The organism is Flavobacterium sp. H122, from assembly GCF_004959765.1.
Taxonomy (GTDB): Bacteria; Bacteroidota; Bacteroidia; order Flavobacteriales; family Flavobacteriaceae; genus Flavobacterium.
This window is the reverse complement of record NZ_SJZD01000011.1, coordinates 67,870-82,751: the sequence shown is the minus strand read 5'-3', so window position 1 is coordinate 82,751 and position 14,882 is coordinate 67,870. Positions and strand designations below refer to the sequence as shown.

The following is a 14,882-nucleotide window of genomic DNA, read 5'->3' as shown; positions in this document are numbered from 1 at the left end:
TTTATTTCTTAATTTATAAATACTTTTGAAATAAAATATAAATGTATGTTTTCTAAAACTTGTGAATACGGATTAAGAGCAACAATTTTTATAGCTTCAGAATCAGCAAAATATAAAAAAACCAGTCAGAAAGAAATTGCTGAAGAAATTGATTCTCCTATGGCATTTACAGCTAAAATTTTGCAAAAGTTAGCTCGAAAAAACATTGTAAGCTCTTCTAAAGGTTCCGGTGGCGGTTTTTATATCGAAAAGGAAAACTTAAAAAAAATTAAGTTTATTGAAATAATTGAAGCCCTGGAATGCGGTTCAATTATTACAGGCTGTGGTTTGGGACTTAAAAATTGTTCAGAAGAGCATCCATGCCCTGTTCATGAGAAATTCAAAGACATTAAAGCCAGTTTGATAGAAATGTTTGAAAATACTACCTTAGAAGAACTGGCTTCCGGAATTAAAGAAGGAAACACTTTTTTACGTTATTAATTTTATCATACTGATAAATGTCATAATTCATTATTTTTTAATAAGATATTTTTGTCTTGTTAATAAAATCTAATGAAGCAAAACACTTATATTTATTTTTTATGTATCAGTAGTTTAATTATAATTTTTTCAATTTATAATTATACCCTTTACAGTTCACCTCCCAAACTGACACTATCCGCCAAAGCAATGTCAGGACAGCAGCTATGGCAAAAAAACAACTGTTTTAACTGCCATCAGCTTTATGGTCTGGGCGGCTATCTGGGGCCTGATTTGACAAACATCTATTCTAATCCGAATAAAGGACCCGGCTACATCAGAGCAATGCTGAAAAGCGGTGTAAAAACGATGCCTGTATTCCATTTTTCAAAACAAGAAACAGACGCTTTATTGTCTTTTTTAAAAGAAGTGGATAAAACAGGGCAATATCCTAATTATAATGCTAACATGAAGCCCGACGGATGGGTGGAAATAACGACTGAAAATGAAAAATAAAGTACCGCTTTTGTTTTTATCCCTGGGTATGCTTTCTTTACTGGCTGGTATATTTTTTGGTGTTTTGTCAGGACTCCAATACATATTACCCGATTTTTTAAAAGAGATATTACCTTTTTCCCACTTACGTCCACTGCATACGACCAGCGTAATAGCCTGGATAATTTTATCGGCAACAGGCGGGGTTTATTTTTACCTTTCGAAAATATCCACTTTGTATTCCGTAAAATTAAGTTACATTCATTTTGCTTTATTTTTCATTATTGGAATCTGTATTGTACTATTCTACTTTAAAGGTGACTTTGGAGGCAAAGAGTATTTGGAATTTCCTCCTTTTTTAATTATCCCCATTCTATTGGGCTGGGTATTGTTTGGCATCAATTATTACAGGACTTTGGCGGGTAAAATTAAAAACTGGCCTGTGTATTACTGGATGTGGGGAACCGGTATCGTCTTTATGATTTATCATTTGTGCGAAGCCTACTTGTGGCTGCTGCACAGTTTCAGCACCGATTATATTAAATCACTTGCCATGCAATGGAAAGCAGGCGGTTCGTTTGTAGGTTCCTGGAACATGCTTGTGTATGGCACAGCTATTTATTTAATGTCTAAAATAAAACAGGATGATTCCATAGGCAGGAACAGAAAATCCTTTTTCTTTTATTTTTTAGGATTGACCAATTTAATGTTTGGCTGGGCACACCACATTTACATTGTCCCTACCGAGTCCTGGATCCGGTACTCGGCCTATGCCATCAGCATGACAGAATGGATTATCCTATTCCATATGATTTATGAATGGAAGAAATCGATGCCGAAAACATTGATTCAGAACCATTTTCTTTCTTATAAATTTTTAATTATGACCGATATTTGGGTGTTTATCAATATTATTCTTGCCTTGCTGATATCAATTCCTGCAGTAAATTATTTCACCCACGGCACACATATAACCGTTGCCCATTCAATGGGAACAACAATTGGCATAAATACTTCTATTTTACTGGCATCTGTGATTTATATCCTGAATGATTGGGAGATGACAACCGATTTGGATTCGAAATACCTTGGATATAAAATTTTAAACAGCAGTCTGATTACTTTTTTGCTGGCTTTGTTGATTGCCGGCGCCTATAAATCGTATTGTCTTTATTACCTTAAAATAGATAGTATTTCGGTTATTCATTACAATTTGCGATGGGTGTATGCCTTCTTTGTATTGTCAGGACTAGGCATTTTTACCGGAATATTATGTATTGCTTTACCACTGTTGAAAAAAATGAAAAGGATTTTAATAACCCAATATTAAAAAAATGAAAGCATTAAAAGACAAAATAATTGAGCTCAAAAAAGAAAAGAACGCTATAATTCTGGCACATTATTATCAGGATAAAGAAATTCAGGAAATTGCCGACTATGTAGGTGACAGCTTGGGTTTATCACAAGTAGCCGCAAAGGCGGACAATCCTGTAATTTTATTTGCAGGGGTCCATTTTATGGCCGAAACAGCTAAAATATTAAATCCGGATAAAAAGGTAATTGTTCCCGATTTAAATGCCGGATGCTCACTGGCTGACTCCTGCTCTGCCGAAAAATTCGGAAAATTTGTATTCAATCATCCGGATCATATTGTTGTCACCTATGTCAATTGTTCTGCAGAAGTAAAAGCATTGACGGATATTGTTTGTACTTCCTCCAACGCCCTAAAAATAGTTAAGTCGATACCCGAAGACAGACCGATTATTTTTGCTCCCGATAAAAATTTAGGAAAATACATTATGGAGCAGACAGGCAGAAAACTCTTGTTATGGGACGGCAGCTGTGTAGTACATGAGGCTTTTTCATTCGATAAATTAATTGCCCTTCATAAAGAACACCCGGAGGCTGAAATAATTGCCCATCCCGAATCGGAATCACATATCCTGAAAGTAGCCAGCTATGTAGGCTCTACGGCGGGAATGATTGATTATGTGGCTAAAAGACCTTCCCATAAGTTTATTGTGGCCACCGAAGCAGGTATTTTATACAAAATGCAGGAAAATGTTCCTGATAAAATTTTAATTCCGGCTCCTTCACATGAAGATAATACATGTGCCTGCAGCGAATGTGCCTTCATGAAAGTAAATACTTTACAAAAAGTATATGACTGCCTGTTGCAGGAATCTCCCGAAGTAATGGTTGACAGTACTGTCATTGAACGTGCCTTGATTCCTATTAAAAGAATGCTGGAATTATCTTAATTATGAAAACAGATTATTTAATTATTGGGTCGGGAATTGCAGGTCTGACATTTTCCTTAAAAATTGCACAGCATTATCCCGAGAGAAAAGTGGTAATCATCACAAAATCGGAAGATGCAGAGTCCAACACTAAATATGCTCAGGGAGGTGTTGCAATTGTAATGGATCATTTAAATGATTCTTTCGAAAAACATATTAAAGACACCATAAAAGCCGGCGACGGTCTTTGTGATCCCAATATTGTGGAAATGGTCGTAAAAGAAGGCCCGCAGCGGTTTAACGAACTGTTGAAATGGGGCGCTTCTTTTGACAAAAACGACAATGGAAAATATAATCTAGGAAAAGAAGGAGGACATTCGGCCAACAGAATCCTGCATCGCAAAGACCAAACAGGAAAAGAAATCGAAGAAGCTTTAATTAAGCAAATTGGAAAACAAAAAAACATAGAACTATTAGATTATCATTTTGCCATTGATTTATTAACCTCCGAAAACAGATGCTACGGATGCTATGTACTTAATGAAAGAACCGGACAAATACTGACTCTTAGGGCAGGTTATACTGTTCTTGCAACAGGTGGCATTGGTAAAATATATGGTCTTACCACCAATCCTGAAATTTCTACAGGCGACGGTATTGCTATGGCACACAGAGCCAATGCAAAAACCAAAGACATGGAATTTATCCAATTTCACCCCACAGCTTTTTATAACCCGGACAGCAACGAAACTTTTTTAATTTCTGAAGCGGTCAGAGGTTTTGGCGCTTATTTGAAGAACAAAAAAGGAGAACGTTTCTTATTTAAAGCTGATCAAAGAGGTGAACTGGCATCACGTGATATCGTGTCACAGGCCATTTATAACGAGCTTAAATCAACGGAAGAAAATTGTGTCTATTTAGATTGCACGCATCTTGACAAAGAAGAATTCATCCATCATTTTCCAATGATTTTTGAATATTGTATAAAAAACGACGTAAATATAGAATCTGACTGGATTCCGGTCATTCCTGTCCAGCATTACTTATGTGGCGGTATTGATGTCGACAGCAATGGAAAAACCTCAATAGATCATTTGTATGCGTGTGGTGAATGTTCCCGGACAGGTTTGCATGGCGCCAACCGTCTGGCATCCAATTCACTGCTGGAGGCACTGGTTTTTTCCGACAGGATTTACAAACAGATCACTAAATCATCTGTCAACAAACTAACACAAACCATTACCGCAGCCGATTTGAACCCATTGGAACAATGTGACTTGTCTGACAATTATACAAATGACTTGGAGACTGAAATACAGCTTTGCATGCGTGAAAAAGTAGGAATCGTTAGAAATAATGAAGAATTGAAGCAGACACTGCAGCAGTTTAAAGTCTGGAAAAAGGAAATCGAACAAAAATTTCAACAAAATACAATCTCCTCCACACTTTGTGAAATTAGAAACATGCTGGATGTGGCAATTTTAATCACAAAAGCTTCAATAAAAAGAGCCAAAAACTGTGGTGGCTTTTTAAAAATTTAAATGATGATTGCAATCAATACAAAAACAGAAACCTCAACATTGCTGGATTATTACGATTTATTTATAAACTATGGTGCTGTTCAAAAACTATACAAAAAAAATGAAATCATATTCAATGAAGATGACTGGGCAGGTTTCTTTTACATCATAGTAGAAGGCAGTGTACGTATGTTTAACCGTAATGAAGAGGGAAAAGAATTCATTCAGGGATATTTTACAACAGGACAGAGTTTTGGAGAACCTCCATTGCTTATCAATGAAAAATATCCTACTACAGCAGCCTGCATTAAAGACTCGGTTTTACTTAAACTTTCGAGAGATCACTTTTTTCATTTACTTAAAGAAAATCCAAATTTCCAAATGATTTTTCTAAAGATTTTATCAAAAAGAATAATCGGCAAAGCCAAATCTTCTAAAGATATTATCAATCAAAACACAAAACAGAAAATCATTTCGTTTTTAAACGCCCAAAAAGGAAGCAAAACCAAAGAAAGGGTTTTAATTTCCTACACACGCCAGGAAATAGCCAATTTTACCGGATTAAGGGTAGAAACGGTAATAAGGATTTGTTCTAAACTAAAAAATGAGAAAGTGATAGATATTATTGATCATAAAATTTATTTCTGATTAATGTGTTTTTAAAAAATAAAGAGGGACAAGTCCCGCTTTATTCAATAATTAATTCTAAAAAGTAATATGAAAAGAAATTCGTTAATTATTTAACACCATCATTTTTACGCATGTATTCCAAAAGGTTTCGGGCATCACTTTCAGCAAGATTTTGATTGGGCATACGAACCATACAAATTTCCAATTGTTTTTTCAATTCAGGATCCTTGTCAATCATAGGATCAGGATTTGTGATGAAATTCATAATCCATTCCGGAGTTCTTCTTTCAGTGACACCTTTCCAACCTGGTCCAACCAATTTTTCATCAGTCAGTTTGTGGCAGGAATTGCATTTAAGTCCATAAACTTTTTCACCTTCTGAAGCCATTTTCGGGTCTAAGGAAGCTCCTAAATCCACTTTGTCATAACTTCCCTCTCCTTTGGTTGCATCATAGTTTCCTGAGGCTGCCGCATCACCCTCTGCAACAGGTTCTCCTTCTGATACGACAGGCTCTGCTGCTGCTTTTGAAAAGTCCTCATTGCCACTTTCTTTTTTCCCGCAAGCTATTGCTAAACTAATTGTTAAAGCAAGTAAACATACTTTTTTCATGTTTTTATAAAGATTTCAATTTTATTCAAATTTCGGATTTACATAGTAACAGTTTTATGACCAAAATCACAAATCAAAAATTTAATTAGACCAATCCAGCAACCTTCTTTCACCTGAAATTGCTTTGATATCAGTAATATCCTGAGACATTTCAATCACTCCTTTATAGTTTAATTTTTCATCCCTTACGGCAAAGTAACGGATGTAGATTAACTGTCCTTTATAGTTTATCCAAAATGAAGCTTCGTTTTGCTCGCCTTTTCTGAATTTATCCAGAATTTCCAATACAGTCCCCACACTTTTAGGTGGATGACAAAATTTAACTTCTCTTCCTATAATACCTGCACTTCTGGGAAACACACGCTCCTCTCCCCGATTGTAAAAAATAACTCTATCATTTTCGTCCACATAAGTCAAATCGAGCGGTATGGTTTTAAAAAGCAGATTTAACTGCTCAAGAGTCATATACCCTTCGTTCAATTTAAAACCTTCATTGGCAAACAGACTTTCTTCTTTTGCTTCAAAATCATTGGCGTCTGTTTCATTTGTAATATAAGGGATGGGCGGGTTTTTAAGCATCCAGCCAATTTCTTCCTCTCCATTACTCATTTCAATCCAATCCTTATCTTCCAAAAGCTGTAAAGCATTGGGAAACAAAACAGTTTCCTCCACTTCAATTAATCTGTAAATATTATCGATTAAATAAGGCGTATCGGCCTTTAAGCGTTCATAATTATTATCTGAATAATGCTTTCTCAACAAACGCATTTGTTCGCGCATTGTATCATGAAATGACCACATCCCTTTTGAAGGACCGTTCCAGCCTTTTTTTTCCAGATAAGGAAAAAGCTGGTTTTCTTTTCGAAGAAAACGTTTTTCAATCGTTGATAGTTCGTTAAAAATATTGAACCATTTTTGCGTTTCCTCCTGCGGATGGGTTGCACTTAATTCCTTTAATAACGAAACTATCAAATCAACTTCTTGAAAATACGTATAAACCGGATGTCCTTCAACCACAGGACTGCTTTTCGTGTCTGTATTCATTTTAAGACCGTTATTTTGAAATAATAATTTCGGGTTGCAATATCACTTTAGACGTGATGGAATTGGAAATCAGGCAGGCTGTTTCTGATTTGGAGATAATTCTTTCGGTTTTACTTTTCTCTTCTTCATTTGAAATCACGATAACAGGTTTCAAAACAATTTCAGTCATTAAAAATCTGCCGTCCACTTTTTCAAGTATCCCGGTCGCCGCACAGTTGATTTTTTTGAATTCCAGTTTTGAATATTCGGCGATAGCCAAAAAAGTAGTCATGAAACAACTTTGCACGGCTGCCGTAAACAAATGCTCCGGCGACCAGAATCCAGCCATTCCTTTGTCAAATTCCGGTGGAGTGGCCACTTCAACCTTTAATTGAAAATCGGGTGAGGAAAGCGTTCCTTTTCTGTCTCCCGTCCACTCTAAATCTAAATTATACTGATGTTTCTCCATATGCATATAGGTTTAATTCGATCTTGAATAATTGTATTTTGAGATTTTCCAAATCATGGATTACTTTCTCCTTGTTTACCCAGTAATACTGCTCAAACAGGTTTTTATAATAATCGATTCCATGAGATAAATTGTTTTTAAAGGTTTCCCATTTTTTTATTTGAGCAGGCTGTACCTCAAGTACTTCTTCTATTTGATTTTTCAAATAATCGATATACAGTTGCAGTTCTTTGATAAAAAAATTGGGGCGGTCCCCGTGTATCTCAATGCTTTTGCTGCCGTATATGTGCTGAACCATTTCTTTTAAAGAAACTTCTTTTGAAAAATAGGCCATATTGGGACCGGGACATACCACAACTCCTTGTGCCTGTCCTTTAACAGGGAAATTTAATTCTAAATGGCTCGGATTGGCTAAGCCTACACACAGACAGGCTTTTTCGGTTATGGCTTTCATTTCTTTTGCAAAAACCGATTCCGGAAGTTCATGCTTCCTGTTTTGCAATTCGGTTATTTTTTTATCCTGATATTTTTTAGAGGCGGTACAACTTCCTTCTTTATCGTATTCCTTGCTTAACGCCAGATATTTTTTAGGACAGGAGCTTCCTGCTTTACCTGCGGCAATCCGTGCATTTTTAAAAATATCATTGGTCATGCCTTTGACAGTATTGAAGGGTACTCCCAATGGTGAAATATTACTCAGATAAAGGTCGCTTTCCTTACAGTCAGCTAATAATTTTCTAGTTTCCGCATCTACAGAAGTTGCTTCAGGGACTAATAGAAAAGGAGACCCCCACCCTACACTGTCAACCTGATAATGATCCAGTAAAAACTGATGTTCTTCGGCTGTCCCAACACCACCCTGTACAGTTATTTTCAGCAAAGGAGGTTTTTCAGGCACAAATTTATTTTTGGAAGTCAACGCTTGTGTGAATAATGAAAAAGCCGAATCAACCAGTTCGTTTTTTTTGGCCTTGAACTCCTCCAGTATAGGACCCAGCAACAAACCTTCGGTAGCAAAAGCATGACCGCCACAGTTTAAACCCGATTCAATTCTGTATTCTGAAACCCAAAGTCCTTTTTTGGCTAAAAAATTGCCCTGAATTATTGCCGAACGAAAATCACTTACTTTTAAAATGATTTTTTTATGGAATTGACCGTCAGGAGCAGGATAAAATCCATCAAAAGATTCCAGGTAGCTGTATAATCTGGGATTCATACCCGCCGAAAAAACCACTGAAGAATTTACAGTACTGTTTGCAAAACCTCTCAAGGCGGCATGTGCGTCATTATAGAAGATTGGCAATTGTTCCTGATTATCAAAATTGTCTTTATCGACTTTGGTCATAATATTTACATCAATACTGCCCGGTTTAAAAAATTGTTCCAAAACGCTTTTTACTTCGTTAATATTGGTCTTACCGGATGTAATGAGTTGCTCCAAATTATTTTTCAATTGGGAACCATTGGGAAGCATTGCAATAAATGATTCCAATGAAGCTCTTTTTTGAAGGAGTTCCTGTTTGAAATTTTCAAATTTTTGAGTAACTATTTTATCGGCTAAATTTAAATAACCGGTGATTCGTCTGGCTCTGAAGTCTTCTATTTTCTGAGTAATTTCTTCATAAGGCTGTTTGAATTTCGCAGCATAGTAAGCCGTCATCTTTTCAATTAAATCATCATCCATAATGGAAATGACAGAATCTATACCATAGTGGGCAACCCTGATAGGGCTGTCAATGGTAAAAGCTAATCCCATTACGGGAATATGAAATGTATGCATCGTATTTTAATTAGTTCATTGTTTGGACGTAACAAATTGACCAAATAACTTTCAAACAGAATATGATTAAAATCACATTCTGCTTATTTTAAAAATAAACCCGAAATAAAAAATATAACAACCACAACTATAATATTGGATTTCCAAAAGGCATTGGCATTTTTCAGCTCCATGAAATGGAAGGCCACCAACAAAAATTTGATTCCAAAAATGCTTAAAATGAGTAAAATTTTACTGGTTGCACTGATCGATAAGAGACTTATTAAAAAGGCCATTATTGAGACCAGAATTAAAATGACAATAATATTAATTAATGACTTGTTCATACGATTCTGAAGTATAAATATAAAATAGGAAAAAGCAACAGCCATATTAAATCACACATGTGCCAAAAAGTGGTTCCCGCCTCTACATCTTCTATTTTTTTAGCCGATAGATTCTTTTTCAGCAGCAGTATAATCAGGATGCCGATAATTACATGGATTAAATGAAAACCTGTCAAGAGCCAATAAAAAGAGAAGAAATTATTGGTTCCTAAGCCATATCCGGAACTCAATTTATTATAATATTCAATCGATTTTACAACTATGAAAAGGATTCCGAGGAAAACCCCCAGATTAAACTGCCTGCCAGCTGATGAATAGGATTCTTTTTTAAAAAAATGCAGTCCCTGAGCCACAAAATAGCCGCTAATCAGTAAAATAAACGTATTTAAGGTTCCCAAAGTCAAATCTAATTTTAAACTAGAGCTGTGGTATAACTCCGGGGTGGCTTTAGCATCAATCAATGCGGCAAAAAGTGCCATACAAAAAGTAATGACTTCAATAAAAATGATAATCCACATCAGGATTCCTCCCGGCGGATAGTATATGCTTTTATAATCTATTTCCTGTGTTTTCATGATTTATAAAAATTTTACCAGCCCCGTTTCAACTTCATAAAAAGCACCTACTAAATCTATTTGATCATCATAAGCCTGTTTCCTGATTTCAGGACTTTTATCCAAAATGTCTTTAATGGTTTTATTGATATTTAAAGCAACATGATGCTGGGCTTCATTATTTGTAAATGATTCCTTGATCTGCCCTGTAAGCTGGGTTAAATTGCCTAGCTCGACTTTGTCCAATGTACCTTGTATAGCACCGCAGTTAGTATGCCCCAAGACAACAATCAGTTTGATTTTTTTGAATTTCACTGCATATTCAATACTGCCTATTATATTGTCATCTTCTAAATTACCTGCCACTCTCTCTACGAAAATTTTCCCCAGACCCTGATCAAAAATAATTTCGGGAGGCACTCTCGAATCCATACAACCCAATACCAATGCGTAAGGATGTTGTGCCGATTTATTATGAAGAATATCGTTTTTATAATCCGTATTTATAAAATTACCGGACAGAAATCTTTCGTTACCTGCCATAAGTTCCTTTTTTACAGCTTCAGGAGAATCCATTTTTACGTGTTGCTTTTTGGAATAACAGCCCAAAACAAGGAAAGCGGTTTTTAAAGCCAGGATTTTAATTACAAACCCTTTAGCAAACAATCCTTTAAAAAATAATAGTTTAAACAAATAGGTCTTCATGATTTCTGATGATTTTATTTAGTACAGTATTATTGTTTTTTGATTTTATCATATAATTTAACCAATGCCGTTAGTAATTCTACCGGATTTGTCAATATTTGGTAATGATTCTGACCAAACATCTGCGGTAAATAGTATTTGGCCTGCGCTTCAATTGCCAAGGCATACGAATTGATGTTTTTTTGATTCAACTCCCTTAAAGCCTGACGGGTGTCGTTTATACCGTATCTGCCTTCGTATTTATCATAATCGTTAGGTTTACCATCAGAAATAAGGATAATCCATTTGTTTTTAGAATCCCGCTGTTCCAGTCTTGCACCGGCATGACGCAGTGCGGCGCCTATGCGTGTATATCCGGAAGGTTCTATCGCACCGACTTTATACTTGGCACTATCCCAGTTTTCATCAAATTCCTTGATTGTTACATAACTGGAAAAGTTGCGTGTTTTTGAATAAAAACTATCGATTGAAAAATCAATATTGAACTCATTTAAAATTTCTCCAAACAATATGGAAACTTCTTTTTCGACGTCAATGACTCTGTTGCCTGCCGCATAACTGTCACTGGACAAACTGACATCCAGAAGCAATAAAATAGAGACATCCTTGTCTTTCTTCCGGTTGGAAAGATATACTTTGTCCGAAGGATTTTTTTTAGAATGGATGTCGACATACAAATCGGTGAGTGCGTCGATATCAAATTCGTTTCCTTGCGGCTGACGTTTTTGCTGCTGCATTTTATTATTTAAATGGGTGAGTATTTTGCGCAGTCCATTTAAAGTAGCCGCATTTTTTTTGATGGTATTTTCATAATACGAAGTATCTTTTTTGAGCAAAGTCTTCGGATATACTTTACAAAACTTTTCTTTGTAGGTTCTTTTTGAAAAATCCCATTCGTCATAAGCGATATGATAACCGGTTGTATCAACTTCGGCACTTTCTGAAACCGAAGTATTTTCGATAAAATCGGCTTGATATACCGAATGCGCCGTATCATCTACCCTGACTGTAAACTTCATGCTCAAATCCTCGATGGCATTTTCATGGTCTTCCAACTCATCAGAACCATCGAAATCCCTCCAGGTACCACTGAATTCTTCAGCTGTCTCTACTTTTTCAAATTGATGCAGCAACACATAGTCTTCCTGCTGTTTTTTATCAATTTCGAGTGTTTTTATTTCCTCAACCGCTTTTGCCTTTAAAAGGGTCTGAGGCTGTTCTGTATTGGAAGTTTTTACCGAATCCGAAAAGTTTTCCAAAATATTATTACCAGCTGTTTTTTGTTCATTTTTCATTGGTTTTCCATATATCATGGAAAAATCCGGCTCTTTTTTGGGATTTGTATTTTTAGAAAAATGACTGACCAACCGATAATAAATATCTTCGGTACTGGGATATTTTTCAAAAAGAAGCTGCAAAACTTGCTGTTTTTCTTCTTCCGAAAAAAAAAACATTTTCCTGTTGGTTTATATCTAATTCTTTTTGAATACTTAAAAAAAGAATCCGGAACTTATAAAAATCAAAATTTTCATCACCCGATTCAAATCCATTAAAATGAACAGACAAAAAGAAATTGTTGTTTTTATAACCTCCTTCCCTTTCTGCAGGGAATATTTCGATAGGTTCGCCGGTAATGGCTCTTGCTAAAAGAGTAATGCGAGATTTTATATCCTTTAAGAAAACAGCATTTTTATCAGAGAGCACTTTGTGCTTGTTTCTGTTCTTAAAGTATTTAGCTACCGAACTAAAAAGTATCTCGTCTAAGTCCATAATCAAATCATTAAATCACATAAATCTTTCAGAGCCTGGGTGGTTTGCAAATCATCGGTCAATGGTTCTATAATGGCTGTATGAGTGGATAATCTTTTAGGCAATCCACTTTTAATCAGCTTAGCGGCATTGACCAGCAATCTTGTTGAAACTGTTTCTGTCAGTCCTAATTCGGTCAGGTTTCTTATTTTATTTCCAATGGCCGTCAATTTTTTGGCAGTGTCCGGTTCGCATCCGGTTTCCTGAATCAGAATTTCGATTTCCTGATTCGATTTAGGATGTTCAAAAGTAATAGCTGTAAAACGCTGTTTAGTGGATGGTTTAAGTTCTTTAAAACCTTTTTGATAACCCGGATTAAAAGAGGCCACCAACATAAAATCAGGATGTGCTGTGATGGTTATTCCTAATTTATCAATGTATAATTGACGTCTGTGATCGGTTAAGGAGTGTATGGCTACGATAACGTCGGGCCTGGCTTCGGCAATTTCATCCAAATAAATGATTGAACCTTCCTTGACAGCCATGGTTAAAGGACCATCAGTCCAAACCGTTTCGGCTCCTTTTATGATATATCTGCCAATTAAATCAGTCGATGAAGTTTCTTCATGGCAGCTGATGGTGATTAATTTTTTTTCAAGTTTCACCACCATAAATTCTATAAATCTGGATTTACCGGTTCCGGTAGGCCCTTTGAGCAGTAACGGAATTTTATTTTGGTAAGCCTGTGAAAAAACATCTTCTTCTTTTCCTACCGCAAAATAATATGGAATTGTAGTTGTCATAATTTTTAAGAATAAAACGGAAATTTACACCTCTTATAAAGATAGTGACGGGTATGGAGGTATGAGCAAATAAGAATCTGGTGTAAATTTTCCGTTTGTTATTGTGATACTGTTTCTATGATTTTTGCCACGGTGTTTTCGTTGTTAACACCTAAACCTTCCTGTTGATGGACTAATTCCCCGTTTTTATTAAAAACACTGATGATATTTGAATGGGAAAAATCCAAAGGCGATATCTTTTTATATTTCACGGCCAGCACATTAGCAAATTCTTGTACAGTGTTTACATTTCCCTGAAGAAATGTCCAATGCGGAGCATCCATAAAATTTTCCTTCGCAAATTTTTTCAGCCTTTCAGGATTATCCGTTTCGGGGTCTATGCTGACCAGAACAAAATTTAAGTCTGACAATTTATCTTCCGGCATTTTCGATTCGATATCACGCATATCAGCAACTAATCTGGGACAAGCTGCTTTACATGAGGTATAAATCATTACCATGACGGTTACTTTTCCTTTCAAATCCTCTAAATGGATGGTTTTATTGTCTTGTGTTTTCCATTCGCTGGTTAAATTGAAGATAGATTCTTCTGAAATGGACTGCTTTACAGTTTCCTTTTTTTGGCAACCCAAAAAAAGAAATAGTGTAAGTATGTAGATTATATTTTTCATGATTTTCAATTTTATTTTAAAGTATCCTTAACACATCTAAAACCTAGGTTTCTAATGGTATAATCTGCTTTTGTGCTACCCCGGAATGCATAGCGCATAAAAGCGGCATAGTTCATCAAATCGGATGCATTAAGCGAGCCGCTGCCGCAAAACAGATTTTTGTCTGTAGTTACATCACTTCTTGACTCTCCGGTCAGGAGAATGGAACTAAAATCGGAAGTCCATTCCCACACAAGTCCGTGCATGTCATAAACCCCATAATAATTTTTAAAAGTTTTTCCTACCTCATTATCATACGCTTTCGTTTTTTCATACCAATCCAAAATGTATTGATTGTATATTTTTTCTTTTCGGGCATCGGGCATTTTTTCATTTGCCATTGCCACATATTCCCATTCATCCACAGTGGCCAGTCTTTTACCCTGACATTCGCAGTAAGCATTTGCCGCATACCAGGAAACGTTGGTCACAGGATGGTTATTTTCTTCTGTATTACATGTCCCGTCATTATTTTTCCAACTATACAAATAATTTTCATCTGCAAAAATTCTTTTAATCTCAGATTTCTGCCAGCGTTTATTTTGTTTTACAAATGCTGCAAAATTTTCGTTTGTTACCGGATAAACATCCATATAAAAATTGGTAACGGTTACCGGTTTTCCTTGTTTTCCATATAAAGGAACATAACTTCCTCCTTTTATGAACACCATCGGGGTTTCTACCCCAAAAGACGTATCTTTCGGAGTAGAAATTGATGGTTTATTTATATTTTCTACATTTTTGAAATCATCATTTTTCTGACATGAAATCAAAACAAAAGCAAAAACTAAAAAATATAAATTCTTCAT

17 protein-coding genes are annotated in these 14,882 nt (G+C 35.7%); 6 read left to right on the top strand and 11 right to left on the bottom strand.

Translation table 11 applies throughout. The features are described from left to right. The first annotated feature begins 45 nt into the window (after positions 1-45). From EZM65_RS14295 to EZM65_RS14270, 6 genes are all read left to right on the top strand, one after another. Entirely contained in the window at positions 46-480 is a 435-nt protein-coding gene (locus tag EZM65_RS14295; protein WP_136669235.1) for an Rrf2 family transcriptional regulator, read from the top strand. A 189-nt stretch (positions 481-669) separates the two neighbouring features. After that, a complete protein-coding gene (locus EZM65_RS14290; RefSeq protein ID WP_169051715.1) occupies positions 670-975 on the top strand; it encodes a cytochrome c in 306 nt (101 codons plus the stop codon). Further along, entirely contained in the window at positions 965-2,284 is a 1,320-nt protein-coding gene (locus EZM65_RS14285) for a cbb3-type cytochrome c oxidase subunit I (RefSeq protein WP_136669233.1), read from the top strand. The genes EZM65_RS14290 and EZM65_RS14285 overlap by 11 nt, the downstream gene beginning before the upstream one ends. 4 nt (positions 2,285-2,288) lie before the next feature. Continuing rightward, on the top strand, positions 2,289-3,215 hold the full coding sequence (gene nadA / locus EZM65_RS14280) for a quinolinate synthase NadA (RefSeq protein ID WP_136669232.1): 927 nt from the start codon (positions 2,289-2,291) through the stop codon (positions 3,213-3,215). Positions 3,216-3,217: 2 nt separating this feature from the next. Beyond that, positions 3,218-4,735 carry an L-aspartate oxidase gene (nadB, locus tag EZM65_RS14275; protein WP_136669231.1) on the top strand — a complete coding sequence of 506 codons (1,518 nt, stop codon included), beginning with the start codon at positions 3,218-3,220 and terminating at the stop codon, positions 4,733-4,735. After that, complete coding sequence (locus EZM65_RS14270) at positions 4,736-5,362, top strand: Crp/Fnr family transcriptional regulator (protein ID WP_136669230.1); 627 nt, start codon at positions 4,736-4,738, stop codon at positions 5,360-5,362. It abuts the gene before it with no gap. 88 nt (positions 5,363-5,450) lie between these two features. On the opposite strand, the gene EZM65_RS14265 is transcribed toward EZM65_RS14270, so the two are convergent. The 11 genes from EZM65_RS14265 to EZM65_RS14220 all read right to left on the bottom strand — a co-directional run bounded on the left by EZM65_RS14265 (position 5,451) and on the right by EZM65_RS14220 (position 14,882). Then, positions 5,451-5,954, bottom strand: a complete 504-nt coding sequence (locus EZM65_RS14265) for a cytochrome c family protein (protein WP_136669229.1) — start codon at positions 5,952-5,954, stop codon at positions 5,451-5,453. An 81-nt stretch (positions 5,955-6,035) separates the two neighbouring features. Next, positions 6,036-6,998 carry a DUF438 domain-containing protein gene (locus tag EZM65_RS14260; RefSeq protein ID WP_136669228.1) on the bottom strand — a complete coding sequence of 321 codons (963 nt, stop codon included), beginning with the start codon at positions 6,996-6,998 and terminating at the stop codon, positions 6,036-6,038. Between the two features lie 10 nt (positions 6,999-7,008). Continuing rightward, positions 7,009-7,446 carry an OsmC family protein gene (locus tag EZM65_RS14255; RefSeq protein ID WP_136669227.1) on the bottom strand — a complete coding sequence of 146 codons (438 nt, stop codon included), beginning with the start codon at positions 7,444-7,446 and terminating at the stop codon, positions 7,009-7,011. Then, complete coding sequence (locus EZM65_RS14250) at positions 7,427-9,226, bottom strand: hypothetical protein (RefSeq protein WP_136669226.1); 1,800 nt, start codon at positions 9,224-9,226, stop codon at positions 7,427-7,429. Before EZM65_RS14250 ends, EZM65_RS14255 begins: the two co-directional genes overlap by 20 nt. Positions 9,227-9,548: 322 nt before the next feature. Further along, positions 9,549-10,127: a cytochrome c oxidase subunit 3 gene (locus tag EZM65_RS14245; protein WP_136669225.1), complete on the bottom strand. Its 579-nt coding sequence runs from the start codon at positions 10,125-10,127 to the stop codon at positions 9,549-9,551. A gap of 3 nt (positions 10,128-10,130) precedes the next feature. Further along, entirely contained in the window at positions 10,131-10,811 is a 681-nt protein-coding gene (locus EZM65_RS14240) for a carbonic anhydrase (RefSeq protein WP_136669224.1), read from the bottom strand. Positions 10,812-10,840: 29 nt separating this feature from the next. Then, positions 10,841-12,265 carry a nitric oxide reductase activation protein NorD gene (locus EZM65_RS14235; RefSeq protein WP_248574879.1) on the bottom strand — a complete coding sequence of 475 codons (1,425 nt, stop codon included), beginning with the start codon at positions 12,263-12,265 and terminating at the stop codon, positions 10,841-10,843. After that, positions 12,213-12,581, bottom strand: a complete 369-nt coding sequence (locus EZM65_RS15765; protein WP_248574878.1) for a hypothetical protein — start codon at positions 12,579-12,581, stop codon at positions 12,213-12,215. The genes EZM65_RS14235 and EZM65_RS15765 overlap by 53 nt, the downstream gene beginning before the upstream one ends. A 2-nt stretch (positions 12,582-12,583) precedes the next feature. Next, positions 12,584-13,363, bottom strand: a complete 780-nt coding sequence (locus tag EZM65_RS14230) for a CbbQ/NirQ/NorQ/GpvN family protein (RefSeq protein ID WP_136669223.1) — start codon at positions 13,361-13,363, stop codon at positions 12,584-12,586. 98 nt (positions 13,364-13,461) lie between these two features. Continuing rightward, complete coding sequence (locus EZM65_RS14225) at positions 13,462-14,034, bottom strand: SCO family protein (RefSeq protein ID WP_136669222.1); 573 nt, start codon at positions 14,032-14,034, stop codon at positions 13,462-13,464. Positions 14,035-14,045: 11 nt separating this feature from the next. Continuing rightward, entirely contained in the window at positions 14,046-14,882 is an 837-nt protein-coding gene (locus EZM65_RS14220; protein WP_136669221.1) for a formylglycine-generating enzyme family protein, read from the bottom strand.

What these genes read in the sequence shown, in the direction of transcription:
- EZM65_RS14235 (WP_248574879.1), bottom strand. Translation starts at nt 12,265, where the DNA reads ATGTTTTTTTTTTCGGAAGAAGAAAAACAGCAAGTTTTGCAGCTTCTT.
- EZM65_RS14220 (WP_136669221.1), bottom strand. Translation starts at nt 14,882, where the DNA reads ATGAAGAATTTATATTTTTTAGTTTTTGCTTTTGTTTTGATTTCATGT.
- EZM65_RS14295 (WP_136669235.1), top strand. Translation starts at nt 46, where the DNA reads ATGTTTTCTAAAACTTGTGAATACGGATTAAGAGCAACAATTTTTATA.
- EZM65_RS14265 (WP_136669229.1), bottom strand. Translation starts at nt 5,954, where the DNA reads ATGAAAAAAGTATGTTTACTTGCTTTAACAATTAGTTTAGCAATAGCT.
- EZM65_RS14255 (WP_136669227.1), bottom strand. Translation starts at nt 7,446, where the DNA reads ATGGAGAAACATCAGTATAATTTAGATTTAGAGTGGACGGGAGACAGA.
- EZM65_RS15765 (WP_248574878.1), bottom strand. Translation starts at nt 12,581, where the DNA reads ATGGACTTAGACGAGATACTTTTTAGTTCGGTAGCTAAATACTTTAAG.
- EZM65_RS14245 (WP_136669225.1), bottom strand. Translation starts at nt 10,127, where the DNA reads ATGAAAACACAGGAAATAGATTATAAAAGCATATACTATCCGCCGGGA.
- EZM65_RS14270 (WP_136669230.1), top strand. Translation starts at nt 4,736, where the DNA reads ATGATGATTGCAATCAATACAAAAACAGAAACCTCAACATTGCTGGAT.
- EZM65_RS14240 (WP_136669224.1), bottom strand. Translation starts at nt 10,811, where the DNA reads ATGAAGACCTATTTGTTTAAACTATTATTTTTTAAAGGATTGTTTGCT.
- EZM65_RS14225 (WP_136669222.1), bottom strand. Translation starts at nt 14,034, where the DNA reads ATGAAAAATATAATCTACATACTTACACTATTTCTTTTTTTGGGTTGC.
- EZM65_RS14230 (WP_136669223.1), bottom strand. Translation starts at nt 13,363, where the DNA reads ATGACAACTACAATTCCATATTATTTTGCGGTAGGAAAAGAAGAAGAT.
- nadB (WP_136669231.1), top strand. Translation starts at nt 3,218, where the DNA reads ATGAAAACAGATTATTTAATTATTGGGTCGGGAATTGCAGGTCTGACA.
- EZM65_RS14290 (WP_169051715.1), top strand. Translation starts at nt 670, where the DNA reads ATGTCAGGACAGCAGCTATGGCAAAAAAACAACTGTTTTAACTGCCAT.
- EZM65_RS14260 (WP_136669228.1), bottom strand. Translation starts at nt 6,998, where the DNA reads ATGAATACAGACACGAAAAGCAGTCCTGTGGTTGAAGGACATCCGGTT.
- nadA (WP_136669232.1), top strand. Translation starts at nt 2,289, where the DNA reads ATGAAAGCATTAAAAGACAAAATAATTGAGCTCAAAAAAGAAAAGAAC.
- EZM65_RS14285 (WP_136669233.1), top strand. Translation starts at nt 965, where the DNA reads ATGAAAAATAAAGTACCGCTTTTGTTTTTATCCCTGGGTATGCTTTCT.
- EZM65_RS14250 (WP_136669226.1), bottom strand. Translation starts at nt 9,226, where the DNA reads ATGCATACATTTCATATTCCCGTAATGGGATTAGCTTTTACCATTGAC.